This window comes from Vibrio sp. 10N.286.49.E11, assembly GCF_041469505.1.
GTDB classification, from domain to species: Bacteria; Pseudomonadota; Gammaproteobacteria; order Enterobacterales; family Vibrionaceae; genus Vibrio; species Vibrio crassostreae_C.
The window spans coordinates 66,781-93,496 of the sequence record NZ_JBFRKQ010000054.1; the positions used below are offsets into that span (position 1 = coordinate 66,781).

Here is a 26,716-nt window from a genome sequence, read left to right on the forward strand (position 1 = left end):
CGTGTCCTATTCTTGTACTTATTAAACTCGCGCGATTATATCACAAGTCTCAAACAAAAAAGCCTGACAGCAAAGGGAAAACCTTTAGCTATCAGGCTGATTAATCTCGCTAACACTCGCAGGAGCTATGAAAGCGCGGTCAAATGTAATTCGTACTTAGTCAACTCTGGTTTAAAGCTAACGTTAAAAACTGCGCTTAAAACTCATATTGGAAGTAGACCGTGTTGTAGTTACTGCCGCCTTTGATACGACCATACTGAGAGGATTTTTCAAAGATCGCAGAACGATGATGCAATGAATAACCGAACCATAAGTTGTTCAAGTCATTCTTGCCAATCAAGTCGCCAACGTTGACATCGAATGAGAAGTCTAAGTAGTTCAACAGATGACTGGCTGTGTAGCCTTTACGCTCCATCTCAGAGCCTTCGATGTAGGTAATCGAATCGATGTAAGACATACCTTCTGCCACACCAACACGCCACTGAGTTGGCCAATCAAAGGTGTAATACGCTTTGATTGCGATAATGTATTCGGTGCTGCTTGATTGAACGTCTGAGCTCCAGTGGTGGGCAATACCTGGGGTCAAATAGATATCCAATGGCAAGCCGAAGATCTCATCAGTTAATGGGTGTCCATAGAAGAACGAGGTCAACTGGTTGTTGTATTCGTCTTTTTCTCTATTGAACTTCATGATGTCGCCAATATTGGATGGCGTTCCCCAGCCGTGTGCGACACGTAAGTAAGGCGCATTGCTCAGTTTAGGTTTTGGCGCTTTCTCTTTGTCGTTAAAGAAACCAAAGCCAAGGTACAATTCCCCCTGATAACGGTCTTCAACAATCGAAGAATCGTAAGCGTTATCGTCCAATCGAGTCACACTGGTTGAACCCAATAAGTACAAGTTAGAAACCACATGGTAACGCGTTTCAACACCAACATTTAAGTCAACACCAGCACCAATGGTTTCATTAGATGCGGAGTAATACTCACTGTTGAAATCAGCACTTTTATAACGCAGCGTCGCGCTCGGGTAAAACTCCCAATCTCCAGTTTCATACTTGGCTTTAGCTCGTAAGTTACCGTGGAAGTTGTATTCACTGTCGCTCATTAACTCCGTCTCGACAGACCAAGAATCATCAAGTTGGTAGGTCAGTTGAGCACCAAAGTCCGCCGTATCGCCTTCAATCGCGTTCTGCTCAGATGCAGGAATATCAATAAAGCGCATGCGAGAGATAGCATTGAAAGACCACTTCTCATCGTCAGTTTGATAGAGGTATGCCCCCATCTCAGTACCGTCAATAAACACATAATCGTTCTTGAAAAACAGCATCGGTACGAATGAGCTAACCGATTGGTCGCCACCAGACGTGTCATAAGGGATGCTTGCTGTACGGAACATTGCAGCGATGCCCCACTCTTGCTCTTCAGCGGCCCACGCATTAGCACTTACGAAAATGCCACTTAGGAAAGCGCTACCTAGTAAAACCAATCCAGATGAAGGAAGAGTCGGTAAATATTTGAGCTTCATTCTTGTGTAATTACTCTTTGAAAAAATATTGTGTTACTGATTAGACATTTATTAACCATGACGGCTAACTATTTTTAGGTTTGCTCGGCATTGACCGTTACAATGTAGAATATTCTCGGTTAAATGAAAGTATTGTGAAAGTCTCCGAATTACAAAACATTATAGATCACTTACCCAAAGATTCCGATCCAGATATTGTTATGGGTGAGGCGTGGTTGCCTGAGCGTTTGGTGGATACCAACCTAGACGGTGACATGCTATTTCTTGAATTCGATAATGCCCCTGAAGACAATCAAGGGGATGAAGAAGGCCGTGGCTTTGTTGAGCACGAGATTGCTATGATTCGAGAAAAGCTCGAACTGTTATTAGACGAGCCTTCCGATACCAAGACCAAAGCCGATGCCCTTTTGGCAATATTTCTAATGGGCCATGAACTTTCTAGCTCAGAAGTTATCGAAGTTCTTGAATCAACAGAATCTGAAATGGCAGAGCCTGAGATTGCAGAGTTTAAAACAACAGAATCTGACTCAGTAGAACTTGAAGCATCAACGCTTGAAACCACAAAGCCAGACACAAATAAGATCGAAACAAAAGAACACCACGACGACTAGCCACCAACGATTTTAGGTACCGTATTGAAACCCTCTACGACATCATCTCTTCCCCTGTTACTCGCCGGACCCATTTTAAGAAAAACCACCGCGACTGAAGTGGTACTTTGGTTAGCCACCAGCTCGCCTCTTACAGGCAGAGCCGAGCTTCATACTCAAGAAATAGACGATTCTGAAGCAGCACAAGACCAGCCGTTTTATACCTCATCGCTTGAAGAACATGATTCGATTCAAATCGGTACACATGCGTGGATAACGCTAATTCGCTTACAAGGTGAGTTTCCGACTAATACGCTGCTTGAATATGACATTCACACAGAGTCAGGTTCACTAAAAGAGCTCGCCCCTCACCTTGTTTACAACGGTAAATCTCGCGTTGAGTTTAAGATATCGACCTCAGCTGATTACATTCTTCATGGCTCTTGCCGCAACCCGCATCATCCAAGCAAAGACAGCCTAGTTGCAGCCGATAACAAGATGGCCGATCAAACCGTCGCTGAAAGACCCGACATGCTGATGATGAGCGGCGATCAGATCTACGCCGACCATGTGGCAGGCCCAACACTTGATGCTATTCAACAAGTGATTCACCTGCTTGGCCTTGTAGGCGAAAGCTTACCGACTGACTCGCAAATTAAACAAATCAACAACAGTGACGCTCTGTATAACAGTGAATACCACTTATACCAGCGTCATCACTATTTGCCGCACCACACTGCTTCAGAATCCATGCTCGATAAGTTATTCCCGAACCGTGGCGTGCCGATTTTTAGCTCTACCGATTGTGAAAACCACTTGGTCACGCTGTCTGAGTTTATCGCGATGTACTTATTGGTTTGGTCTCCGACACTGTGGCAATGCGTCAATCGAGAGCGTTTAATTGAGAATAACTTCACTCAAGGTGGACGCCAATTAACACCGACTGAGCAGCAACAATGGCGTGATGAAAGCGTCATCATGGATGATTTCATTGCTGGCTTACCGCAAGTGCAACGTCTGTTCGCGCATATTCCAACGTACATGATCTTTGATGATCACGATGTGACGGATGATTGGAACCTTACCGTGGGTTGGGAGCATGCCGTCGACCAAAACCAGTTCGCGACCCAAGTCATTGGTAACGGCCTTGCGGCTTACTGGATGTGTCAGGGTTGGGGTAACAAACCGGAGAGCTTCGACGAAACGTTCATCGATCAAGCAAAACAGCTTTTTGTCGCTCAACCGCTCATTACTAAACAACCGCGCATTAGTAAACAAACTCATAATGAAGCCGGCAATGCAGCGACTACTCACTCTATTGGCAACATCGAGCCAGACAAGCATCAAGCCTTTATTGAGATGCTGAGTCGCTTTGAAGAGTGGCATTACACAATAGATACCTCACCCAAAGTCATTGTGTTGGATACTCGTACGCGTCGTTGGCGTTCAGAGTCACGCATGAATAAACCTTCAGGTTTGATGGACTGGGAAGCCCTGATTGAGTTTCAACATCAGTTAATGAATCAAGATAAAGTGGTGATCGTTTCTGCTGCACCGATGTTTGGCGTGAAGTTTATTGAAACACTGCAAAAGATGGCGACCACAATCGGCAAGCCATTAGTGATTGACGCTGAAAACTGGATGGCACATCCGGGCAGTGCTAATACGCTGATCAGCATCTTTACCCATACCAAAACACCGACCAACTTCGTGGTACTTTCTGGCGATGTTCACTACTCCTTCGCTTATGACATCAAGCTTAGGTATCGTCGCAACAGCCCGAACATCTATCAAATCACCTGCAGTGGTATTAAAAATCAGTTCCCTGCTCCGCTGCTTAAATTCTGCGATGTATGGGACCGTCTGTTATACAGCCCTCGCTCAGTTTTGAACTACTTCACTAAGCGTAAACGCTTGAAGATCGAAAAGCGAAGCCCTGACAATCAGACCTTCTATCGCCTTTCAAACCGCAGTGCGATTGGAGAATTGAGGCTAGACACTGATGGGAAACCGCAATCGATCACGACACTCAGTGGCGACGGTAAAATTACCCGTTTCCCAGAGCCCGATTGATAAAATGCTCCTTATCGCTCGCGTATCCGTAATGTCAGTTTTTAGTAAAGACGCTTGCGATCACACTCTGTAGACCCAATAGTTATAATTATAGTTAATAGCTATCAGCGTTACGGAACTCGATACAAATTTTAACTGGAGCTCGTTATGTTCAATTCTCTCACATCAATGTTTAAACAATTGATTGAAGGTCAGGACCTAAGCAAAAACCAAGGCACATCACCTAATATCGCCATCGCGAGTTTGTTGTGTGAAGTCGCGGGTGCCGACCATCAGATCAATGAATCAGAAAGAGTCGCTAAGCTACAGCTTCTGCAGCGTTTGCTGGATTTAGATGAAGAACAAGCAAAGGTACTGCTCGCGCAAGCAGAGCCGAAAGTAGAGCAATCAGTATCGCTGTATGACTTTACATCGCAACTCAGAGACCTATCTCAGCCAGTGCGAATCGACTTAATCAAAGCGATGTGGGAAGTAGCGCATGCCGACGGGGAAATTGACCCTATCGAAGATTCTGTGATCCGTAAAACAGCAGAACTGCTCTACGTCGACCACTGTGACTTCATCAAGAGTAAGTTAAGTGTTTTAGGCGAAAATTAGTGCCTGAAATAATGAATTGGAAACTGAAATAAATAAAAGCGACGGGTTAAGAAACCGGTCGCTTTTTTGAATCGGTAAACTGAAAGCTGACTAAACAGGGCTGAGAGGAGCTAAAAATTTAGCTACAACATAGTTAATGTGAGTTTCGCAAGATTGTAAGCATCGACATAACCCGAGTGCTGACGACCTTCCCACTCAATATTTTTGGCTTCTTGAGCAGCGCGGTGACCAATGCGTTTGTCTTTCAAGCGATTCTGAACACGGTAAAGCGTTGCGATGTTTAAGAACTCGCTAAACGGAGGTTCAATGCCTTTTTCAATACACTCTTTGTGTAAAATGAGGTCGTCACGTCCCCACGCTGCGTAGATTTTTTTGGGACCACCAAAGTTCTTAATCATCGACTTGATGACAGACTCTAATGGGCGACCCTGCTTTTCGATTTTACGAGGTGTAATGCCCGTTAACTCGGCACAGAATAGAGAGACTTCGTCTTTCTCTGGCTTAACGTAGTATTGTGCTCGCTTCACGATAGTACCGGATGCTAGATCAATCTCAGCAAGACCAACTTCAATGATCTCTCCTGTTGTTCCCACACCGTCTTCGCTCCAACAGCACATTTCCAAATCGAAACACACAACTCGATTGTGATTCATACGTCGCCTAATTCTCTCGTCAAAAATTTTGTGAAATTGTACATGAGCCCAATACAGAACTCGACCCTAGTTGTATCAAGTGCTCATTTAGCCTGCAATTGTCACTCGATTTCGGCCATTCGACTTACTTTGATAGAGCATACTGTCTGTTTTTTGCAGAATCTCTTCCGTGTTTTCATTAGCGTAAATAGCAGCACCAATACTCAAAGTACAACTGAGCTGTCGACCTTTGTGCTCACAATGAGACTGGCTCACTGTTCTTAGAATACATTGTAAGTATCGTTCTAGGGCTTCATGGTTTGTAATACTAGAAATGATACAGAACTCATCTCCACCTATACGAAACAGGTTATCCCCCTCTTTCAAGCTCACTGAAATCAATTTAATTACATGAATGAGTAAAGCATCCCCTGCAGGGTGACCGAATTGGTCGTTAATGCCTTTGAACTTGTCGACATCAAATCCGATGAGACTAAAGGGTTCATTTCGCTGTATCGCTTTATCTAACATCTTATTGAAAGCACGTCGGTTATAAACCTCGGTCAGGCTGTCGTGGTTGGCTAGAAAACGAAGCTCTTCTGTTCTTTTATCAAGCATTTGATACAAGCGCTCTTTCTCTCGGATTTGCATATTAACGATATACGCCAACAGCAATGAGATAGTTGTTCCGACTAACGCGATTCCGGTTAACACCAGATAACCATAGAAAGAGATGCATGAATCTATTTTGTAATCGACCTTCCAATCTCGATTGGTCAGTGAGATTGTTTTGGTAATGTGGTGCCCAGATACCGCTTCATAACCCTCGGTTTCAAACAATATTGGGGAGTTTTCTGCTTCGAAACCCGTATCGGTAACACGAATATAGACATCCATGTCTCCCACTGCCGAAGCCAGTAGATTTTCAAAGTAGTAAGTCGTTCGAACCACACCAATCACAACGCCAAGTAGATTATCGCTTTCGCCTTCAAACACAGGGTGATAGACCAACATGCCGGTCTTTGGTGTATTTTGATCTAAGCCGTCTTGAAGCAAGCGAACTTTGTCTGAAATATTCGCTTTACGTGTCTGTTTAATATTATCTAAAACCAGCTTGAAGCGCTCACGAGAAAAATAAAAGCCAAGTACATTGTCGTTTGCTTGTGTGTTGGGATACAGGTCACTAGCAATGAACGCCGGCTCACCATCTAAGATGTAACCAAAGACTTTGGCTTCGTGTTTTGGAATAGTGAACAGCTCGTAAGACGGGTATTTTTCTTTCATCTTAGCGGTATGCTCGGCAATCTCGTCTGCTGCCACTTTTTGCATCCACTGCAAGCCAATTAGACTTTTTGAAACATTAATCGTTTGTTGTGCAAAACGATCAAACTTATCCCAGTTTTCAGGATCATTTGCGTAGAAAAAATTAGCACCAGAACCAATGTAAGCCACGTCATTAGCGATAAACGCTTCCAAACTCAGTGTCTGGTGAGTAGCAAAGCTATCCAAATTCATATTTAACGCGCGGTTTTGGTTTAACGCGACTAATATAAAACACAACACAGTAATCAAAAAACTGACCAAAAATACGACCAATGGGAGAGTTCGTCTCTTCAACCCTGTAAGTGGGTCGGTAGTGTGCGGCATGTGGCTTCCAAATAGCCTCTAATGAGTTAAAAGTATATAACGGAAGGGAATCATGCTCCATTTCTGTTTAGTCTTAAAACTGACATAAAACGGGCATTGTTTACCTTGCCCTCACTTCGACGACCAATATTCGACCGAATCTCGACTAAATTTCAAGCTAACACACCAAAAACCCACTTGATTAAAAACATTAAATACCACTCTTAAGCCTTGAATATGCTAGTATCCATCCATATTTATAGCTTGAAAGTGACCGTTTCGGCTTAGTGCCAATGAGTTTCTTTCCAACCTGTATATTCCTTTGAACCGACGAATATACCGTTAAATCAATTTTAAAGAGAAATCACTATGATCGTTGATTTGAACCTAATCCCACAAACGTTTGATATGCTTCACGCAGGCCTAACTGCATCAAGCGTTTTACTACTGTTAATTGCCGTTTCTCGTAAAACCAAAGTGGTTGAGAAAGTCGTAGAAAAACCAGTAGAAAAGGTCGTTGAAGTTGAAAAGCCAGTTGAGAAAATTGTCGAAGTAGAGAAAGTAGTAGAAGTTGAACGTGTGATCGAAAAAGTAGTAGAAGTTGAATCTAAGCTTGCTACAGCACCAACAGACTCTGCAATGCAGCTACTGTCTATCATGCAGCAAGAAGCGCGCCTTATCGACTTCTTAAAAGAAGACCTAACGTCATTCTCTGATGAAGAAGTTGGCGCAGCAGCTCGTGTTATTCACACTGGCGGTCAAAAAGTATTGGCTGATTACGTAACGCTGTCTCACATCCGCACTGAAGATGAAGAAACACGTATCACTATCGCTGAAGGTTTCAACCCTCAAGAAATTCGCCTAACTGGCAACGTAACAGGCAATGCACCATTCAACGGCACACTAGTTCACAAAGGTTGGAAAGCAACTGACATGAACCTGCCTAAGCTTGCTGAAAACTACGATGCATCTGTAATTGCACCGGCAGAGGTGGAGCTATAATGGAACACCAAAGTCATTCAGCTCAAGAGCCATCTTCTCAAGAGCAAAACCAGGTACCCAAGTTCAGTGTTGGTATCGATTTAGGTACTACACATTGCGTTTTGTCTTACATAGACACAAGCAATGAAGACGCTCGCGTTGAGGTGATGCAAATCCCTCAACTGACGGCGCCAGGTACAGTAGAAACTCGCAGCCAACTTGGCTCGTTCCTATACCAACCGCACGAACATGAAATGAATGCGGGCTCTCGCGTTCTTCCTTGGTCTTCAGAGCCAAAAGCGCTAGTGGGTGCAATTGCTCGTAACCTTGGTTCTAAAACCCCTATCCGTTTGGTAGCAAGTGCAAAATCTTGGTTATGCCACGGTGGTGTTAACCGTCGCGATGCTTTCCTTCCTGCAGGCAGCCCTGAAGAAGTTGAAAAAGTATCTCCGCTTAAGACAACTGAATTGTACCTTGAGCATCTTAAAGACGCATGGAACCACGCAAACCCAGAACACAAACTGGCAGACCAAGATGTAACGATCACGGTTCCAGCTTCGTTTGATCCTGCGGCTCGTGACCTAACAGCAGAAGCTGCACGTAATGTTGGTTTCACTCACCTAACGCTTCTTGAAGAGCCACAAGCGGCTCTGTACAGCTGGATTGATAACAGCAACGACACATGGCGTGATGAAGTAAACGTTGGTGACATCGTTCTTGTTGTCGATATCGGTGGTGGTACAACCGACCTTTCGTTAGTTGAAGTAACACAAGATGACGGCAACCTAAGCCTGAACCGTATCGCAGTAGGTGAACATATCCTACTTGGCGGCGACAACATGGACTTAGCACTGGCTTACCGCTTGAAGATGAAACTGGCGCAAGAAGGCAAAGAACTGGCTCCTTGGCAGGTTCAAGCAATGACTCACGCATGTCGTGATGCGAAAGAAGCACTGCTTAACGATGCTGAACTGCAATCTGTGCCTATCGTTGTTCCAAGCCGTGGTTCTAAACTGCTTGGAGCAACACTGAAAACAGAACTGACTCAGCAAGAAGTTCAACAAACATTAGTGGACGGCTTCTTCCCTAAAGTTGCTGTAACTGAGCACCCTGTACAAAAGACGCGTGGCGCACTGACTCAAATGGGTCTGCCTTACGCTCAAGACGCAGGTATTACTCGTCACATTGCCGCATTCCTTTCTAAGCAAGCGAACGCGCTTTCTGGAAATAGCGAAACGGCTCAGCAAGATTTCAACCCGTTTGCAAACATGCCCGGTATGCCCGGTACGCAAGGGTCAGAAGCGCCAGCGGCAGACTTCATCAAGCCAACAGCAATCCTGTTCAATGGTGGTGTTCTAAAATCGAACCTACTTGCTGATCGTCTTTCAGATACGATCAACGAATGGTTGATCAATGCTGACGAAGAGTTCGCAAAACAGCTTTCAGGTTTAGATTTAGACCTTGCGGTTGCAAGTGGCGCTTCATACTACGGCGCAGTTCGTCGTGGCCAAGGCGTTCGTATCCGCGGTGGTATCGCTTCTTCTTACTACGTAGGAATTGAAAGCGCGATGCCAGCTATCCCAGGTATGGCTCCTCCGATGGAAGCTTTGTGTGTTGCACCATTTGGTATGGAAGAAGGTTCAAGCGTACAAGTACCTAGCCAAGAATTCGGTCTAGTGATTGGTCAGCCAGTACACTTCCAGTTCTTCGGTTCAACCATTCGTCGTGAAGATGAAGCGGGTACGCACCTTGATCACTGGGCGCCTGAAGAGCTTGATGAGCTTCCTGAAATCCAAGTGACATTGCCGGTTTCTGAAGGCCGTCGCGAAGGTGAAGTGGTTCCAGTGACTTTGGCTTCTCGCGTTACTGAGCTAGGCACCTTACACCTAGAAGCGATTGCTACTGACAACGGTCAGAAGTGGCACGTTGAGTTCGATGTTCGTGAAGACTCGAATAACAACTCAAACGAACAAGCATAATGAATCAACGGCACCTTAGCGGGTGCCGTTACTTTATCAATGCATTTCTCAATCTAGTCCTGCCTGTTTCTCAGGAATGACGTTTACGAATAACAACAATAAGACCAAAGCTATCAAAAAACTGGTCATCACTCTGGAAGAATAAGGTTTTGTATGGCAACTCCTCGTTTTTTAGTCGGCATTGACTTAGGCACAACCAATACGGTTGTCGCTTACTGTGAAATCAACGACGACCTACAACATGCTCCCGTTTCTCTTTTCGATATTGACCAACTCATCGGCCCCGGTGAAGTGGTTCGCAAGCCCCTACTTCCATCATTTCGTTACCACCCAGCACAAGGTCAAATATCCCCTTCTGACCTGACAATGCCGTGGGAACCAAGCCCCGTTGAAGGCGATATTAAGAACGTTATCGTCGGTGAATGGGCACGTGAATTAGGCGCTAAGGTTGAAGGCCGCCAAGTATCGAGTGCTAAGAGTTGGCTGTCACACCAAGCGGTGGATCGTAACTCCGACATTCTGCCTTGGGCAGGCGCAGCAGATGTCGATAAAGTCTCGCCAGTTGTGGCGAGTGCAAGCTACCTCAACCACATTCGCCAAGCATGGAACTACCGTAACCCGAGCAACAAGCTTGAAGACCAAGATGTTGTGGTTACCGTTCCTGCTTCCTTCGATGAGACAGCACGCAAGCTAACACTCGAAGCGGCAGCACTTGCTGGCTTAGGTAAGATTCTATTACTCGAAGAGCCGCAAGCCGTTTGTTATGACTGGTATGCCCGTCATCAACAAACCGCAGCCGATGAACTTCAACAGATCCCGCTGATTCTAGTGTGTGATGTCGGCGGTGGTACCACCGATTTAAGTTTGATCGAAGCAAGCTTCAACTCAAACAATGGCGATGACCAAGAACTCGCACTCGACCGTATCGGCGTTGGCGAGCACTTAATGCTCGGTGGTGATAACCTAGATTTAGCCCTTGCCCACCTTGCAGAGCAACGCTTCAATCAAAACAAAAAGCTGAATGCTTCGAGCCTAACCAAACTGATTCAACAGACTCGCGCCGCAAAAGAGAGCCTGCTTTCTGCTAACGCGCCAGACGATGTGAAGATCACCATGCTGGGCAGCGGTTCAAAGCTACTTGGCGGTACCAAGAGTATTGGTTTAACCAAACAAGAAGTTCATCAGATTGCACTGGAAGGTTTCTTCCCGCTTTCTGAGTTTACGGAAGTACCCGACAAACGCCGCAGCGCGGTGGTAGAGTTCGGCCTACCCTACGCAGCAGATCCTGCGGTAAGTAAGCACGTTGCCGAATTCCTAGCGACACATCAGCAAGTATCTAAAGCCGCATTGGAAAAGTCAGACTCTGTTGAGTTTGATGATACCAAACCTGCAATTCCAGTTGGCGTGCTGCTCAATGGTGGTGTGTTTAACAGTGAACTGGTAACAGAGCGAATTACTCAGCTACTGGGCAACTGGAACGGTTCTCCTATCACAGTGCTTGATAACCCTCATCCAGATTGGTCTGTTGCCCTTGGCGCGGTTGCCTTTGGTAAAGCACGCCGCGGTGCACAGCTGAAAATCGGTGGCGGTGCTGCCCGTTCTTACTTCTTGCATCTGCAAGAGAAAAACAAGATGGGTAAAGCGCTTTGTCTGCTTGCCAAAGGAACCGAAGAAGGCCAAGAGATACGCTTGAACAGCCGTCGTTTCTCGCTGACTTTAGGTGAGCCAGTACGATTTAATCTTCTGACTTCAACACACGATCAAATTGCTCATGACACCGCCATTCAAAACGGTGTGATGGTCAATGTGGATGCCGACTTGTTCTCCCCTCTCCCACCGTATATTTCTACGCTGGAAGGCTCAGGTACTGCAGAACTTCAAGCCAACCAAAAAGAGCGTGTTGAAGTACTGCTCGCTTGTCAGTTAACCGAAGTCGGCACATTGAAAATGGAGTGTGTGAGTATAGAAGATGACTCTAAGCGTTGGTTGCTTGAGTTTGAAGTAAGAAACAAGCAAGGCGATGAATCTGATACCTCCGCGCTTCACCCAAGATTGGAAGAGTGTAAGGAGTTGATTTCTCGCCTGTACAGCGGCAACAAGAAGAGTGCTGAATCGAAAGAGATCAAAACACTATCGAAAGATCTTGAGAAGCGACTAGGTAAACGCGATGAATGGGACTTCACGACCCTTCGTCATCTATTTGATACCTTCTCATTAGGTCGTAAACGCCGCCGTCGTTCAGAAGCACACGAGAAGAACTGGCTGCGTTTGGCGGGTTACTCGCTGCGTCCAGGCTTTGGCGATCCGACTGACTCATGGCGTATCGAACAAATTTGGGGCCTTTACCAACAAAACATTCAATTCCAGAACCACCAAGGTTGGACGGACTGGTGGGTATTCTGGCGTCGTGTTGCCGGTGGATTAAACCAAGAGCAGCAAGAGAGTATCTTGGCTGACATCGCTAAATACCTTCATCCAGGGGCAATGAAAAACCCTAAGACAGCCAAAGATGCACAAGACAATGGCTATGAAGCCATGGTTCGTTTAGCGGCATCACTTGAGCAACTTGAAGTGGAAGACAAAGTTCTGCTGGCAAGTTGGTTCTTAAGCAAAGCGATCAACCATAACCAATTTGAACAAGCGCACTGGTGGGCTCTGGGTCGATTGGCTTCAAGAACACCTTTGTATGGTAGCCAACACAGCGTGATTCCTAGAGAACAAGCTGAACAGTGGTTGCCGAAACTACTTGAGCAGAACTGGCATAAAGAGCAGATGATTGCCTTTGCAGCGGTGATGATTTGTCGAAAAACCGGTGACCGTCAGTTTGATATCTCTGACGACTATCGCAATCAAGTTATTGAGAAGCTTAAGCAAAGCAAGGTACCTGACTCATGGTTAACACTAGTGAGTGAAGTGACTGAGCTTTCTGAGAGTGAATCTAAGCGTGTGTTTGGTGATGCGTTACCAAGCGGATTAAGCCTAATCAATAACTAGGTTTGAAAACGATTATCTTTCGTTGCTAATGGTAAAGAAGCTAGCAAGAAAAGAAAAAGCCACTTTCGATTCGTTGAAAGTGGCTTTTTTATTGGTGGCTTAAGGCTGGTATGTGTAATCGACTTATAGCTTTTTGGTTAAGAGCCTTAGCCGTGTTGCAGTTCATCATTGTTAATGTTTGGTTCCAGTTGGGTTGATAGGAAAATCCGTATTTTCATAAATGTCAGATAGTTTTTTCGGTTTATTCTCTTTTGCTCCTTTGTTCGATTGATTATGAGTTTCGCTTAAAAGCCATTCCTCATGCATTTTTGCTGAATCCAAAAACTCTGGATCCTCCATTGCTTCCTTGCGAAGTTTATTTACACGTTCGAGAGTATCCCAAATCATAATACTTCACCTCCACTAAGGCAGTAATATAAACATAGCTCAACCCCATGAAACTTCAACTAACCCAATGAGATAGCGATCTCAATTTCGTAATTCACTCGCTTTAAATGAGTGGATATGGTCACCTTTAGTTGGGCTCAAATAGTGGGTCTTTCCCCATGATCTTCGAAGATCATTAGGCACAAAAAAAGCGAGCTCGATGCTCGCTTTTTGTTTATCTATCTGTTGCTCGGATTACCAGCACTAGCTCGATTAAATCACACCGAGGTTAAGCACGGTTACCAATTTTCACCTTGCCATTGGTAGCAAACCAAAGGGCTTCTGAACGACGACGACCGATTAGAATCGGGCCATCATCGTAGAACAAGAAGTTCTTCCAATGCTTCTTGAAAATCGCCCATTTGGTTTCAAGAACATTGTACTTTTCGTAACAAAAATAAACAGTTACGTCATCTTGCCAATCAATAAAGTTAAGAATCTCTTCTGGCATTTCAGGCTCATCCGCTTCCCAATGCGCCATCCAACTGATCTCTTCATTCCAGTTCGATGCTTTGCTTGGCCAGTCTTGCGAGCTCAGTCGTTCTGCGTCTGGGCTTTGAGGGCTCACGTTCTCTTTCCAGAACTGAGATGCTCTCGCCTGTGTCATTGGCTTAATCTTTTCCAAGTCCTCTGCCGGAAGCGGCATTGACTGGTGTGTGAAAATCCATTTTCTTTGGTATTCGTCCAAAGTTGTGTATGACATCAAAATTCCTCAAATATCTGCTCAGGCTGATGGATTTACCATGCCTATCTGTTCTTTTTGATGCAGCGGCGATTAGCAAAGCTTGATATACGCTGCGTCTAAATTTTGTTTACGTTTAAAAGCTATTTGCCTTTAACTAGTACTACGTCTTAGCAATATTGCCGCTAAATAACGCGTCTATCTTCCCAATTTGGGTTAACTAATGCTGTCAGTATATGGTCTTCCCATTTACCGTTAATCTGTAGGTAGTCTTTAGCAAAACCTTCTCGGACAAAACCAAGATGTTCTAATACGCCAGCACTGCGTTCGTTGTGAGGCATGTAGCCCGCCATTAAGCGGTGCATGTTCTGCACATCAAACATGTAGTCTTTGGCCATGTTCAAACCTCTGCGCATGTAACCGTGGCCCTGTGCACTTTGCGCCAATGAGTAACCGACATTACAAGCGTAGAACGGGAAACGAGACAAATTACTGAACGATATGGTGCCTAACATTTCATTAGAGTCAGCGTTAATCAGTAAACAGTAATAGCCTAGCCCCATTTTATGAAGCTCGTTTAACTTGATCAGTCGCTGCGCCCAACTCGCTCTATCAAAGAACGCGTCTTCGCGAATCGGTTCCCAAGGTTTCAGATACTCTCTGTTAACCTGAAAGTACTCGCTGATCATGCCAGCATCATCGATTTCAGCCGTGCGTAGAATCAGATTACCATCATGCTTATAAATGCGCTCTGGTGTACTCAAATCTTCCATAATCTTGTTCTTATTCGATCAGTTCTTTCTGATACCGTAATCACGAAGCTTATTCGCAATTGAGGTATGAGATACATTCAAACGTTTTGCTAGCTTACGGCTTGATGGGAAAGACTGATAAAGCTTCTCTAGAATCTGAGATTCATAGTCTTTCATGATTTCATCGAGCGAGCCGTCTAAGCTCAGGTTCGCCATTCCAGCCGTCATTGTTTCAAGCTGTGGCAAATGGAATTGCTCAACCGTTAGTGTGTCTGAATCTAGCTCTGTTAGTGCACGTAGAACCATGTTGTCTAACTGGCGAATGTTGCCCGGCCATTGGTAATTACCAAGCTGGTCGATCAGCTCTTGAGTCAGTTTTGGTTTTAACATACCTAACTGCTGCGCGTACTTTGCAACGAACAGTTCCAACAGTGGCGCTACGTCGTTTGAGCGTTCACGCAATGCAGGGATAGACAGAGTCAGTACATTCAAGCGGTAAAACAAATCTTCACGGAACGAACCCGAGTCGGCTAATTCAGAAAGACGGTGGCGCGTTGATGCAATAATACGAACATCCGCGTGCATCTCTTCTTCTTCACCAACACGACGGAATGAACCATCTTGTAGGAAACGCAGCAGCTTGATTTGAAGATGCGGGCTCATCTCGCCAATTTCATCTAAAAATACCGTACCGCCATTCGCTTGTTCGAAAATACCTTTATGACCTTGCTCATGGTTGAATGAACCCGGCGCATGACCAAACAATTCCGTTTCCGCTACGTCATCAGGCATCGATGCACAGCTTAGAATCAAGAATGGGAAAGACGATCGATTTGAACGGTTATGACACGCTTTTGCCAACATCTCTTTGCCTGTCCCTGTATCGCCTTCAATTAATAGAGGCTGATCCAGCATAGCCAATTTCTTAGCTTGGCTGATCAAGGCTTTATGGCGATTAGAGACACCAACAAAGTGTTCGAAACCTAGGTTGTTCTGTTCTGGGATTGAATCTGGCGAGTTCATCTCTTGATTACAAGAGCGAATCGTCATTACTGCGCTTGCCAGTACCGCTTCGTTGACATCACCACCAAGGTAAATCGGCAGGATCTCAATAGAGAAATCTAAACCATCTAACACGACAACTTCACGATGACGCGTTACATCGCCTTCGATCCAGCGAGCAAAGTTAAAGCTAGGAACAAACGTCGCTAGCGGTTCACCGATGACTGCGTCTTCTTGCTTATTAAAAAGGTTCAATGCAGCGTGGTTAGCCATATCGACTGAGCCTTTAAGGTCAATCGCAATAACAGGATCAGGTAGGTTTGCCAGCAGAGCAATCAGCTCTGTGTTATGCCTTTCGCTTGGCATAAATTGGATTTTACGTACATCCTTCACACCTGAAATTCGGCGAATTTCAGCCATAAGTTCACTAAAAGCATCAAAATCAATATCAGGGCAGTTTAGATAAATAATACCTTTAACATCAATTTCGATTCCTCTTAAATCAATGCTTTTTGAGGCCAAGATATCGAGCAACTCACGCGTTAAGCCGAGTCTGTCTTCACACAATACTTCGAGACGCACAAATAGTCCTATTATAGGTGTCAGGATAAGTTGACAGTAGTGTGGATTAAGCTCTGAGTTCAGTCAAGAAGAAGAGTTATCATATATCTATTCAATTTTTAGATATCAACACCTTAGAAAGATCTAAAACCATTCACCACACTTATCAACATTTCCAACCGTAACACATCGCAACATCCCCTTACTTTATAAATGGTTATTTTATGGAACTAAAGTCAAATCACCCATAGCCTATATTGTTCCGTATAAAAACATCGGCTTAAATATGAAATACTCTAAACTATTCCTCACAATAATCAGTACCTTCTCTGCGTCTAGTTTTGCAATGACTTCTTTCGATACAAGAAGTGTTGGCATGGGCAGCACTGGAGCTGCGTCAGCCTCTTACCTAACATCCAGTTTTCATAATCCTGCTTTAGCGGCTCGTTATAAAGAAGGAGATAACTTTGGGTTAATTCTTCCCGTTCTCGGAGCAAGGGTTCATGATGCAGATGACATGATCGACAAGTTGGATCACTTCCAAGATATTGATGATCGATTGCAATTTGATCCCGGGAATGAAGAACTATTAGAGGAATGGCGCAAAGCTTTAAAACAACTAGATAACGGAAACTTAAACGTAGAAGCTAATCTAGGTACAGTATTCGCTATTCCAAATAAACACCTGAGCACCAACTTCTTCATTAAATCTCAAGTAGCCACCATTGCTAGATTCAATGTGAATGATGATGACTTACAAAATGATAACCCTACAGATTCAGAACTGCTCTCAAGTGGTCAAGCGGTTGGTATAGCAATTGTTGATGTAGGTTTTACTTTTGCTGATACATTTACTTTTCAAGAACACGATTTTATGTTGGGTATTTCACCCAAATACCAACGAATTTATGGTCTGAACTACGTTGAAACACTGGATGATTTAGATGACGACTTTGATATTGAAGAGGATTACGTAGAAAAATCCGCATTCAACATAGATTTTGGTGCTGCTTATGAATGGGGAGATAACACCATTATTGGGTTGTCTGCTAAGAACCTCCTGTCACAAAAGCTAAAAACTAAAACTCACATGGGACAAAAAGCAACGGTACTTGTTGAACCAGAATATGTATTAGGTATTTCCTATGATAAATCGTGGTACAACCTTACAGCGGATATTGATTTAAACGCCGTCAAGCACTTTAAAGAGTACGACTACAAAACTCAGTATGCAAAAGTGGGCGCTGAGCTTGATGCATTCAGTTGGGCTCAACTTCGTTTAGGCTATATGCATAGTTTAACTAACTATGCAGATGACCTAGCCACTGTAGGCTTAGGCTTTAAACCATTCGGTATCTTTGGATTCGATTTAGCGGCACAAGCAGGCAAAGATAATAACTACGGGGCTTCTGCTCAGCTCATCATGCATTTTTAGTCTCTGCCAAAAGAACAATTTAAATAAACCGCACCCATTTTGTGGGTGCGGTATTGTTATTTGAGAGTGATACGCTTTATTTCAGATAGGACGGCTTTGCGGAGGTCTGCCAATTTTACTTTTCGTTCGTTATGCCAAGGCATAGGACGCAGCAATGTCATGGCTTTTAAGCCCAGTCTTGCAGTAAGGATACCGACACCTAGCCCCTGCCCTGCTCGAGCTGAGACTTTGCCTGCAAGATCCATCGAGACGAGATCCATACTTGCATCAATTGCGAGTTCACTGGCTCCCGCTGCTGCCATGTTGATTAACACCAATTTAAATAGCTTAATCCTAGACCAGTAGCCAAGCTCAATGCCATACACATCAGCAAGCTTGTCGATCATGGTGAAATTTCGCCAAGCCACCAGCAACATATCAGCCGCCGCCAATGGACTCACTGCAACCAAAGCCGCCGATTCGGTCGAAAACTTAGTGACGATTTGAGTCGCTATTTTGTCTTGTTGACTCACGACTAACGCATCGTACATATCCAACACTTCTGCATCACTGTGTGCTGGGTTAATGCTGTTTCGCCACTTATCGTACGAAGGAGACTCAGCGATAATGCCACCTTGCTTGGCGATGTTTTCACAGAACGCTTTGCCCTTGCCGACACTTTGACTTTGGAGTAGCTCTTCACTCTGCTCTTGCACACTAAAGTGATCTTTAAGTGAACGCAGTTTCCACAGCTCTTTGCCTATTGCGCCTAAACCCAATGAAGCAATGGCAGCAATAAAGCCTGCCCAACCTAACGCAAGCCAATCAGCAGTTTGAATTGCGGTAATGACCGATTCAATTGCTTGCCATCCAACTAGGCCAGAAAAAGCGACCAATAAACCCGTTCCAAACCACTTCTTCTTTTTGCTCGGTCGAATCACTTGTTCCAATTGCTGCTCAGCTTCACCATCAAGTTCGGCTTCCACTTGCGGTGCGACAGGGACAAATTTCTCTTGCTCTGTGAACAGTTGTTGAGCACCTAAATCCGGGCCAACGTCGGTCTTGTCTTGCTCATCAAAAGAGGTCTTCAACGGTTCATTAAAGACCTGCTTTGTTTTTAATTCACTCATTTTGATTGCCTCAATTACTTCAACTTGTCGCCAATGAGATACTCTAAAACCTTGTCGACTCTTAGATGTTGGCAAGGCTCATCGGAATGTTGCTCCATCGGTCTAAAGCTCGTGAAATCAAACTGGTTGGTTTCCCAATACTGTTTGTTGGGCAACTTACGCGGCACCTCTCCCGGATACATGGTTTGAGGGACATTATCCAAAGTCACACCTTGCAACGCCGGAACATTGTCTGAGCCAGACGAGATATAACCCGCGCTGGTCGCTTGAATAGACGCGATACTCATACAACTCATGTCGATGTGTTCAAACGCCGCCTGCTGCCAAGCCGGATGTACCATCTGTTGTAACAGTGACACCAAGTTCGGATGTTGATCCGGTGTCACGTGGTCAGCCTTGGTGGCTGCAAACAAGATCTTGTCGATCTTCGGCGCAAATAAACGTCTTAAGATATTGCTTCGACCGTACTTAAAGCTCTTAAGTAACTGTTCTAACGCGCCACGCATATCCATGAAAGAGTCATAGCCCGCATTAAGTGGCTGTAAGCAATCCACCAACACGATTTGTCTGTCGAACGTCGCGAAGTGATTCTTGTAGAACGCTTTCACGACCTTCTGTTGATACTCTTCATAACGCGCTTTCAGTACCGCATAGTTACTTGTTTTTGAGAACTTACCCTCAGGTGCGAGACACGGGAAGAATTGCAACACAGGCGCGCCTTCAAGCTCACCCGGTAATACGAATCGACCCGGTTGTACCCAATGCAGTCCGTTACTTTTACAAGTATGAAGGTACTGGGTGTAGCTATCGGCAATCGCGACCAGTTTCTTTTCGTCCGCTTCTGCTAGCAAATCGATATCACCACGCATTACGTTCCACTGTTGCGAGTAAGTTTCTCTGTCGCCTTTCAATGCGGCAAACTGAGATTGGCTCCAGGTATCGAAGTCCATATCCAGTAACGGCAAATCAAGCAACCATTCACCTGGATAATCGACAATATCGAGATAAAGGGTGCTGTTTTTACTCAGTAGCTTCTTTGCGCCCTTCGCAGGCTTATATTTGATGGCTAAACGAATCTCACTGACATCACGCGTTGGTACCGGCCATTCTGGTGGCTGTGCATTCAACGACTCCATCGCTTCATCATAAGAGAAGCGTGGAATCATCATGTTGTGTTGCGGGATGCGCTTTGCGCCAATAATTCTTCCATCTCTCGCAGATGCAAGCAGTGGCAAGTTTTTGTGGGTAGACGTATGAAGAAGCTGATTAACCAGCGAAGTAATGAATGCTGTCTTACCCGCACGAGAGAGCCCCGTGACCGCTACTCGAATATGAGAATCCGTTCCTCTGCTTATAAAGTCACTCATTTCTTGAGTTAGGTGTTTCATTTGAACGACTCCGTGATAGTTAGGCTAGCTGGTTATGATAATAGAAAGGCAAGCCTATGTTCTTTCCCCGTTGGGATAGTTTGTATGCTTTTGCTTATGTTGATGTTGATGTTGATGTTGATGTTGATGAGTATGCAATACACATTCTTAATGCTAGATGAATAAAAGCCCCTGACTACATTCATAATCAGGGGCTTTAGAATTTTTGCACGATATCCGACGTTTAATCGTCTTCAATCAACTTGTAGATAACAAACAGCGCAATCTCTGCAATTAGCCAAAGCGCACATGTAATCGTCACGTATTTATTATCAAAGATACTGATCCCTTTCAAGATCAGGTCGTAGCCAACAAAAGCACCAATCACCACTGCCAAGATAATCTGTAGGATCTGAATAAAACGAGGCATTCCTCTCTCCTATGTTCTTATATCAAACTATGTGTTTATCACTATATCATTGATAATAAGACAAAAGTGCAGATAATGCTGCACTTTTGTCTTTAACTTTCTGTCAAAAATTGCAATTCAAACGCTGAAGTTAGCGACAATTACGATTTTTTGGCGTCGATTAATTACGCTGTCTCAGCTTCAGCAATCTTCACTTTCCACGTGTCAGGGCCGATCTGGTGTGCGTTCACGCCGTTAGAGTCAACCGCTACCGTTACAGGCATATCTTCAACTTCAAACTCGTAAATCGCTTCCATACCGAGATCTTCAAACGCAACAACGCGTGCTTTTTTAATTGCTTTTGCGACTAAATAAGCTGCACCACCAACCGCCATTAGGTAAACCGCTTTGTGCTCTTTGATTGATTCAACCGTTGCAGGGCCACGTTCCGCTTTACCGATCATGCCCATAATGCCAGTTTCGTTCAGCATCATGTCAGTGAACTTATCCATACGTGTTGAAGTTGTTGGGCCCGCAGGACCTACCGCTTCATCACCTACAGCATCAACAGGACCCACGTAGTAAATGAACTTGCCTTTGAAATCAACGCCGGCTGGTAAGCCTTCGCCGCTTTCTAGCATGCCTTGAATACGTTTATGAGCAGCATCACGACCGGTTAAGATCTTACCTGACAGAAGAACCGTTTCGCCGGTCTTCCACTCTTGTACGTCTTCTTTAGTCACTTCATCAAGGTTAACACGACGTGTATTTGCGCCCGCTTCCCAAGTGATGTCTGGCCACTCTTCTAACTTAGGTGGCGTTAGCTCTGCTGGGCCGCTGCCATCTAGTGTGAAGTGAACGTGACGCGTTGCTGCACAGTTCGGGATCAAACATACAGGCTTAGAAGCAGCATGAGTTGGTGCTGTTTTGATTTTTACATCAACCACAGTAGTGAGACCGCCAAGACCTTGTGCACCAATGCCAAGCTTGTTTACACGGTTGAAGATGTCTAAACGAAGCTCTTCTTCTGCGTTCTCAGGACCTTTCTCGATAAGCTCTTGGATATCGATGTGTTCCATCAAAGATTCTTTCGCTAGCACAGCTGCTTTCTCAGCCGTACCGCCGATGCCTATACCTAGCATACCCGGTGGACACCAGCCTGCACCCATTGTTGGCAGCGTCTTCTCTACCCATTCTGCAATATCATCAGAAGGGTTCAACATAACCATCTTGGTTTTGTTCTCAGAACCGCCGCCCTTAGCCGCGATTTGAATTTCAACTTTGTTGCCTGGAACCATATTAATGTGGACAACCGCTGGTGTGTTGTCTTTGGTATTAATACGCTTACCTGCAGGGTCCATTAGGACAGATGCACGCAATGGGTTATCTGGGTTGTTGTAAGCTTGACGAACGCCTTCATCAACCATCTGTTGTACTGTTTGATCCGTTTCCCACCTAACATCCATACCGATGTTCACGAAACAAGTAACAATACCCGTATCCTGACAAATTGGACGATGGCCTTCCGCAGACATGCGCGAGTTGATAAGAATCTGAGCGATCGCATCTTTAGCTGCTTGGCTCTCTTCTTTCTCGTACGCTTTTTCTAGGGCTTGGACAAAGTCTAAAGGGTGATAATAAGAAATGTACTGAAGTGCGTCAGCGACACTGCTGATCACATCTTGCTTACGAATAACCGTCATTGCATGCCTCTTTATTGTTCTGGTTCCATGTGGGTTCACAGTTTGACTATATGTGCCAAATCGAATTAGGTGGTTTAGCTTTTTATTGTGTTGAGCTGTATTTAGTTGCTTTAGCAATCGCTTGCATAGCTTTAAACTAAACCACTTGGATTACTCCGTTCTAATCAAGAACCCATTTTATTTTCAATTTATGATACTCTTGCTTCCTCTCACACGCCATGCAGTGATCGAACTCTTTGTCACAAATTAAACAAATGAATAACAACGAATTTCGCTCTATCCAAATCAAGCCGCTTGAATATCAATCAACTTTAGCTAAACAGCTGTTTTTCCATATTGAAAACCTGCCGTGGGCAATGCTATTACGCTCCGCTTCAGAAAGCCACGTTGATAGTCGATACGATATTTTAGTTGCTCAACCCATCGCCACCTTCGAGACAATCGGTGCAGAAACGACCGTTAATGTTAATGAGACGTGCGAGGTTTCAGACTCTGATCCTTTCGAACTACTCGACCAATATCAGCAACAATTATTGCCTGCGACTAAAGAGCACACTCAGTTGCCATTCGTTGGCGGCGCTTTAGGCTATTTTAGCTATGATTTAGGGCGCAGAGTCGAGACACTTCCATCACTCGCAAAGCGTGATATTGAAGCACCTGACATGGCAGTTGGCTTGTATGAATGGGCTGTTATCGTTGACCACCAATTGAAAACGGCGTGTATTGTCGGTAGCAATATCGATGAACATCATGATTGGCTAATGCAGCAGATGGCTCAATCACACCTATCACATGCGCCCTTTGGGTTAACCACACCGTGGCAATCCAATATGAGCGAAGAGAGCTACGCCACTAAGTTCGATAGTGTTCAAGAGTACCTGTTATCCGGGGACTGCTATCAGATTAACTTAGCTCAGCGCTTCAATGCCCAATACCAAGGTAGTGAATGGCTGGCTTATGACAAGTTAGAACAGTACAACTCAGCGCCCTTTTCGGGTTTTATCCGTTTGGCCGACTGCGCAATCATCAGTGTTTCGCCAGAGCGTTTCTTAGAACTCAAAGACAACGTCATTGAAACCAAGCCAATCAAAGGCACACGACCTCGTTCTGAGGACCCGATGATTGATAATGCCAACGCGCAAGACCTAGCAAGCGCCGATAAAGATCAGGCGGAAAACTTGATGATCGTCGACCTACTTCGTAATGACATTGGCCGAGTAGCAAAACCGGGCACAGTGCATGTACCAAAGCTCTTCGATATTGAAAGCTTCCCTGCCGTGCACCACTTAGTGAGCACGATACGAGCGGACCTTGATGACCAATACTCTGCAACTGACCTTCTGAGAGCCTGTTTCCCTGGAGGATCGATTACTGGCGCACCAAAAGTTCGCGCGATGCAGATCATTGAAGAGTTAGAACCGCATCGACGTTCAGCGTACTGCGGCAGTATTGGCTACATCAGCCGAAATGGCAGAATGGATACCAGTATTACCATTCGTACATTAGTCGCCGAGAACAACACGCTTTATGCTTGGGCTGGCGGTGGTGTGGTATTTGATAGTGATTGTGCTTCTGAATACCAAGAAACACTGGATAAGCTGAGTCGAATTCTACCGGTACTTGAAGATTGCTAAACCTAGTGTCATTAACTGCGAGTTCCGCGACTTAATGACGAGTTCCGTAGCTTAACGGCTAGCAAAAGTTCGATATAAAAAGAAACCGAAGGATCGTAAGATCACTTCGGTTTTTTAGTCTGTAAGTTAGAGTACATAACTCACAACGCTTTATTCGCGTGTTTAAGCGACCTTCACCGCTGAGACACCCCACTTCTTGAGCATCTCTTTCAGATCGTTGGCGGTGTAAGGCTTACTCAAAATGTCATCCATTCCACACTGAATACAACGTTCGCGTTCTTCCAATGTCGTTCCGGCGGTCAGTGCCACAATAGATTTAACGTAACCCTTCTCTCTTAGCTTCTCTGTTGCTTCAAACCCGTCCATAACAGGCATTCTGCAATCCATGAATACAATGTCGTATTCGTTGTCTGACGCGAGCTCAAACCCTTCGACACCATTGCTTGCGATAGCTGGTTCAATCTCATGTTTACGAAGCATCTGTTGGATGATGATCTGGTTCATCTTAATATCATCAACCACCAGCACTTTAAGTAGTGACAATTCCGCTTCAGACTCAAAGCCCTTGGCGACACTATCACTCTCTGCCGGAACATCGACAACTTGAAGAGGAATCGAGATGGTAAACGTCGTGCCTGAACCAACGACACTGGTCACCCCAATATCACCATTCATCAGAGCCACCAGTTTGCGACAAATCGCTAACCCAAGTCCTGTACCCTCATAGTTCCGACTACTTGAGTTATCTGCCTGCGTAAAAGGTTCAAACAGCGTCTTATGCGCCGATTCAGCGATTCCGACTCCGGTATCTTCTACAGAGAAAACAAATTGGTTTTTGTCCCACTCAATATCAACATTCACATGCCCTTCTTCTGTAAATTTAATCGCATTACCTATTAAGTTCACAAACAGTTGTGTGATGCGCTCTAAATCGCCTTGGAAATGGGAGGGAACGTTTGACGTAACACTGATATTGAATTCGAGCTGCTTCTCAATTGCTCGATTGACGAAGATGCTTTCAATCGTGTTTCTCAAATCACGTAGGGCAAATTTCTTTGGAATAAGCTCTAACATCCCTGCGTTAATTTTGCTGTAATCCAATAGATCATTAATGATGGTTCGGAGAAACTCTCCAGATTGGCTCAGGTTGTTCACTATCTCACGCTGAGAGCTATTCAGTTCGGTATCACTGATCAACTCGGCACTGCCTAGTAAGCCATTAAGTGGAGTTCTTAACTCATGATTAATCATGGCCACAAAGTCACGCGTTGCCCTTTCGGACTCTTCCGCTCGTTTACGTGATTCAATATTTCGGTTGATTGCTAGTTGATGGGTTAAGGCACTGCAGATAAGGTCCGTGACCAACAACAGTTGGCTTTGGATAAACTCGTAGTCTTGGTCTAACAACCTGACTCTGACGATTAACGCACCAACTATGACTTTTTCAACCTCTAAGGGCACGGTCAGTAGGTTGTCTTGCCAATGAGGTTCTTGAATGTCTTGCTCTAACACCTCGACAGTCTCATCGCCATAATCATAGGTCTGTAACTGAGGGATGAGCTTGGGAGGTAGAATCAAACGACTGGCTTCGATTAAGTAACTGTTAGTCACGTTGGTCGTTAGTTCAGATAGCATGACATCATCGAGATCATTTCTTAGAAACGCGCGCCCAAAATCAATCAACAGGTTGTCGATTTGTTCTTGGAATTCAATGCGGCGTATATTCGCGTTGGAGCGCTTTTCTAACTGACGCAAAGCAAGCTCAAGCTGTTGGTTAGCCTCGAACAGTTCGAGGCTCTTCTGTTCCAACAATCCTTCAGCCGCTTTCCTTGCCGCGATTTGACGCTTAAGCTTCTTCTCTAGGGCAGATGCCAGATCCATATTACTTTTCTACTTTGAGATTAAACCTAACCACGCTTTGGTCATCATTTTGTGGCGTCATCTCCACCGCGATAGATTCACCGTGGTATTCAGCACATCCTTCAATAAGCCCTAAGCAAACATGAGACATACACCTTGCGCTTTTGTAGTCAAAAACAAGTTGTGCTTCGTTCGTGGTGATAAAACTGAATTCAGGTGGCTCAGCATCTGGATAGAGCTTCTTCACTTCAACATGAATGTAACGCTCTACGTGCTGAATAAATTGAAAGGTGGTATTGCTGTGAGCAAGGCTCGCTTTATTCGGTAATGAGGCCAGTAAGTTCTTAAATACAGACTGCCCAAACACGCGTTGCAAGCTTGCCGCATCAATATCGGTTTTCTTACTCAAGTTGATAATCAACCTGACAAGGTCTTTGTGGTCGTAACTGCCGACCGACGTATAGATCCCTTCATCTTCTGACATTTCTAGAACTTCTTCCAAAAGCTCTAGCCCAAACTTGTCTTCAACAAGCTCTAAAAATTCGGTGAATATGATTCCTTTCATCTCATACCTTTTCTTCTATTTCTTTTTAGAATGGTCCACTAAGTTATTGTTATCAAATTCTTAAACAAAAAATCTACGTTTCGTCACCCAATTTTATGACATGGGTAACGCTTACTCGCCTGTATGCACATATTGAATATAGCAAAAATCGTCATTTTGAGGAGATTCATCGGTAAACAGCCTCTCATGACGCCCAATTGATAACTAAAAGAGG

21 protein-coding genes are annotated in these 26,716 nt (G+C 44.7%); 8 read left to right on the forward strand and 13 right to left on the reverse strand.

Annotated features, from left to right (window positions below; all coding sequences use genetic code 11):
• Positions 1 to 196: 196 nt before the first annotated feature.
• On the reverse strand, positions 197 to 1,525 hold the full coding sequence (locus tag AB4167_RS12475; RefSeq protein WP_102428590.1) for a MipA/OmpV family protein: 1,329 nt from the start codon (positions 1,523 to 1,525) through the stop codon (positions 197 to 199).
• A gap of 80 nt (positions 1,526 to 1,605) precedes the next feature.
• Here AB4167_RS12475 and AB4167_RS12480 point away from each other — a divergent pair, with 80 nt between their 5' ends.
• The 3 genes from AB4167_RS12480 to AB4167_RS12490 all read left to right on the forward strand — a co-directional run bounded on the left by AB4167_RS12480 (position 1,606) and on the right by AB4167_RS12490 (position 4,785).
• Positions 1,606 to 2,136, forward strand: coding sequence for a hypothetical protein (locus AB4167_RS12480; RefSeq protein ID WP_029235374.1), 531 nt, complete (start codon positions 1,606 to 1,608; stop codon positions 2,134 to 2,136).
• A 24-nt stretch (positions 2,137 to 2,160) separates the two neighbouring features.
• A complete protein-coding gene (locus AB4167_RS12485; RefSeq protein WP_372136600.1) occupies positions 2,161 to 4,188 on the forward strand; it encodes an alkaline phosphatase family protein in 2,028 nt (675 codons plus the stop codon).
• Positions 4,189 to 4,335: 147 nt separating this feature from the next.
• Positions 4,336 to 4,785, forward strand: a complete 450-nt coding sequence (locus AB4167_RS12490; protein ID WP_017060439.1) for a TerB family tellurite resistance protein — start codon at positions 4,336 to 4,338, stop codon at positions 4,783 to 4,785.
• A 122-nt stretch (positions 4,786 to 4,907) separates the two neighbouring features.
• Here AB4167_RS12490 and AB4167_RS12495 read toward each other — a convergent pair whose 3' ends face one another.
• Both AB4167_RS12495 and AB4167_RS12500 read right to left on the reverse strand, forming a co-directional pair.
• Entirely contained in the window at positions 4,908 to 5,438 is a 531-nt protein-coding gene (locus AB4167_RS12495; protein ID WP_017068784.1) for a 3'-5' exonuclease, read from the reverse strand.
• 87 nt (positions 5,439 to 5,525) lie between these two features.
• Positions 5,526 to 7,064, reverse strand: coding sequence for a sensor domain-containing diguanylate cyclase (locus AB4167_RS12500; RefSeq protein ID WP_136979638.1), 1,539 nt, complete (start codon positions 7,062 to 7,064; stop codon positions 5,526 to 5,528).
• Between the two features lie 348 nt (positions 7,065 to 7,412).
• Here AB4167_RS12500 and AB4167_RS12505 point away from each other — a divergent pair, with 348 nt between their 5' ends.
• From AB4167_RS12505 to AB4167_RS12515, 3 genes are all read left to right on the forward strand, one after another.
• Entirely contained in the window at positions 7,413 to 8,045 is a 633-nt protein-coding gene (locus AB4167_RS12505; protein ID WP_017060436.1) for a DUF2760 domain-containing protein, read from the forward strand.
• Entirely contained in the window at positions 8,045 to 10,003 is a 1,959-nt protein-coding gene (locus AB4167_RS12510; protein WP_372136601.1) for an Hsp70 family protein, read from the forward strand. The genes AB4167_RS12505 and AB4167_RS12510 overlap by 1 nt, the downstream gene beginning before the upstream one ends.
• Positions 10,004 to 10,156: 153 nt before the next feature.
• The gene (locus tag AB4167_RS12515; RefSeq protein ID WP_372136602.1) at positions 10,157 to 12,997 is read left to right on the forward strand and encodes an Hsp70 family protein; all 2,841 of its coding nucleotides are present in this window, start codon (positions 10,157 to 10,159) and stop codon (positions 12,995 to 12,997) included.
• 171 nt (positions 12,998 to 13,168) lie between these two features.
• On the opposite strand, the gene AB4167_RS12520 is transcribed toward AB4167_RS12515, so the two are convergent.
• The 4 genes from AB4167_RS12520 to tyrR all read right to left on the reverse strand — a co-directional run bounded on the left by AB4167_RS12520 (position 13,169) and on the right by tyrR (position 16,441).
• A complete protein-coding gene (locus tag AB4167_RS12520; RefSeq protein WP_017065431.1) occupies positions 13,169 to 13,384 on the reverse strand; it encodes a hypothetical protein in 216 nt (71 codons plus the stop codon).
• Between the two features lie 268 nt (positions 13,385 to 13,652).
• The gene (locus AB4167_RS12525) at positions 13,653 to 14,126 is read right to left on the reverse strand and encodes a DUF2947 domain-containing protein (protein ID WP_017060433.1); all 474 of its coding nucleotides are present in this window, start codon (positions 14,124 to 14,126) and stop codon (positions 13,653 to 13,655) included.
• Between the two features lie 164 nt (positions 14,127 to 14,290).
• Complete coding sequence (gene rimJ, locus AB4167_RS12530) at positions 14,291 to 14,878, reverse strand: ribosomal protein S5-alanine N-acetyltransferase (protein ID WP_017065430.1); 588 nt, start codon at positions 14,876 to 14,878, stop codon at positions 14,291 to 14,293.
• Positions 14,879 to 14,896: 18 nt separating this feature from the next.
• Entirely contained in the window at positions 14,897 to 16,441 is a 1,545-nt protein-coding gene (tyrR, locus tag AB4167_RS12535; protein WP_372098401.1) for a transcriptional regulator TyrR, read from the reverse strand.
• A gap of 265 nt (positions 16,442 to 16,706) precedes the next feature.
• Between tyrR and traF the strand changes: the two genes are divergently transcribed.
• Entirely contained in the window at positions 16,707 to 17,855 is a 1,149-nt protein-coding gene (gene traF / locus AB4167_RS12540; RefSeq protein WP_029236450.1) for a conjugal transfer protein TraF, read from the forward strand.
• A gap of 56 nt (positions 17,856 to 17,911) precedes the next feature.
• On the opposite strand, the gene AB4167_RS12545 is transcribed toward traF, so the two are convergent.
• The 4 genes from AB4167_RS12545 to AB4167_RS12560 form a co-directional block, all read right to left on the reverse strand.
• A complete protein-coding gene (locus tag AB4167_RS12545) occupies positions 17,912 to 18,964 on the reverse strand; it encodes a YcjF family protein (RefSeq protein WP_372136603.1) in 1,053 nt (350 codons plus the stop codon).
• 14 nt (positions 18,965 to 18,978) lie between these two features.
• A complete protein-coding gene (locus AB4167_RS12550; protein ID WP_372051713.1) occupies positions 18,979 to 20,352 on the reverse strand; it encodes a YcjX family protein in 1,374 nt (457 codons plus the stop codon).
• Positions 20,353 to 20,575: 223 nt separating this feature from the next.
• Entirely contained in the window at positions 20,576 to 20,761 is a 186-nt protein-coding gene (locus tag AB4167_RS12555; protein WP_004734731.1) for a hypothetical protein, read from the reverse strand.
• A gap of 164 nt (positions 20,762 to 20,925) precedes the next feature.
• Complete coding sequence (locus AB4167_RS12560; RefSeq protein WP_372136604.1) at positions 20,926 to 22,443, reverse strand: fumarate hydratase; 1,518 nt, start codon at positions 22,441 to 22,443, stop codon at positions 20,926 to 20,928.
• Between the two features lie 254 nt (positions 22,444 to 22,697).
• On the opposite strand from AB4167_RS12560, the gene pabB reads away from it, so the two are divergent.
• Entirely contained in the window at positions 22,698 to 24,077 is a 1,380-nt protein-coding gene (gene pabB / locus AB4167_RS12565) for an aminodeoxychorismate synthase component I (protein ID WP_372136605.1), read from the forward strand.
• A gap of 162 nt (positions 24,078 to 24,239) precedes the next feature.
• Here pabB and AB4167_RS12570 read toward each other — a convergent pair whose 3' ends face one another.
• Complete coding sequence (locus tag AB4167_RS12570; RefSeq protein WP_017065652.1) at positions 24,240 to 25,958, reverse strand: ATP-binding protein; 1,719 nt, start codon at positions 25,956 to 25,958, stop codon at positions 24,240 to 24,242.
• 1 nt (position 25,959) lies between these two features.
• Entirely contained in the window at positions 25,960 to 26,502 is a 543-nt protein-coding gene (locus tag AB4167_RS12575) for a heme NO-binding domain-containing protein (RefSeq protein WP_065584176.1), read from the reverse strand.
• Between the last annotated feature and the right edge of the window lie 214 nt (positions 26,503 to 26,716).

Excerpts from the sequence above, each read along its gene's own strand:
- AB4167_RS12475 (WP_102428590.1), bottom strand. The coding sequence starts at position 1,525 with ATGAAGCTCAAATATTTACCGACTCTTCCTTCATCTGGATTGGTTTTA.
- AB4167_RS12490 (WP_017060439.1), top strand. The coding sequence starts at position 4,336 with ATGTTCAATTCTCTCACATCAATGTTTAAACAATTGATTGAAGGTCAG.
- AB4167_RS12495 (WP_017068784.1), bottom strand. The coding sequence starts at position 5,438 with ATGAATCACAATCGAGTTGTGTGTTTCGATTTGGAAATGTGCTGTTGG.
- AB4167_RS12500 (WP_136979638.1), bottom strand. The coding sequence starts at position 7,064 with ATGCCGCACACTACCGACCCACTTACAGGGTTGAAGAGACGAACTCTC.
- AB4167_RS12505 (WP_017060436.1), top strand. The coding sequence starts at position 7,413 with ATGATCGTTGATTTGAACCTAATCCCACAAACGTTTGATATGCTTCAC.
- AB4167_RS12510 (WP_372136601.1), top strand. The coding sequence starts at position 8,045 with ATGGAACACCAAAGTCATTCAGCTCAAGAGCCATCTTCTCAAGAGCAA.
- AB4167_RS12515 (WP_372136602.1), top strand. The coding sequence starts at position 10,157 with ATGGCAACTCCTCGTTTTTTAGTCGGCATTGACTTAGGCACAACCAAT.
- AB4167_RS12520 (WP_017065431.1), bottom strand. The coding sequence starts at position 13,384 with ATGATTTGGGATACTCTCGAACGTGTAAATAAACTTCGCAAGGAAGCA.
- AB4167_RS12525 (WP_017060433.1), bottom strand. The coding sequence starts at position 14,126 with ATGTCATACACAACTTTGGACGAATACCAAAGAAAATGGATTTTCACA.
- rimJ (WP_017065430.1), bottom strand. The coding sequence starts at position 14,878 with ATGGAAGATTTGAGTACACCAGAGCGCATTTATAAGCATGATGGTAAT.
- traF (WP_029236450.1), top strand. The coding sequence starts at position 16,707 with ATGAAATACTCTAAACTATTCCTCACAATAATCAGTACCTTCTCTGCG.
- AB4167_RS12545 (WP_372136603.1), bottom strand. The coding sequence starts at position 18,964 with ATGAGTGAATTAAAAACAAAGCAGGTCTTTAATGAACCGTTGAAGACC.
- AB4167_RS12550 (WP_372051713.1), bottom strand. The coding sequence starts at position 20,352 with ATGAAACACCTAACTCAAGAAATGAGTGACTTTATAAGCAGAGGAACG.
- AB4167_RS12555 (WP_004734731.1), bottom strand. The coding sequence starts at position 20,761 with ATGCCTCGTTTTATTCAGATCCTACAGATTATCTTGGCAGTGGTGATT.
- AB4167_RS12560 (WP_372136604.1), bottom strand. The coding sequence starts at position 22,443 with ATGACGGTTATTCGTAAGCAAGATGTGATCAGCAGTGTCGCTGACGCA.
- pabB (WP_372136605.1), top strand. The coding sequence starts at position 22,698 with ATGAATAACAACGAATTTCGCTCTATCCAAATCAAGCCGCTTGAATAT.
- AB4167_RS12570 (WP_017065652.1), bottom strand. The coding sequence starts at position 25,958 with ATGGATCTGGCATCTGCCCTAGAGAAGAAGCTTAAGCGTCAAATCGCG.
- AB4167_RS12575 (WP_065584176.1), bottom strand. The coding sequence starts at position 26,502 with ATGAAAGGAATCATATTCACCGAATTTTTAGAGCTTGTTGAAGACAAG.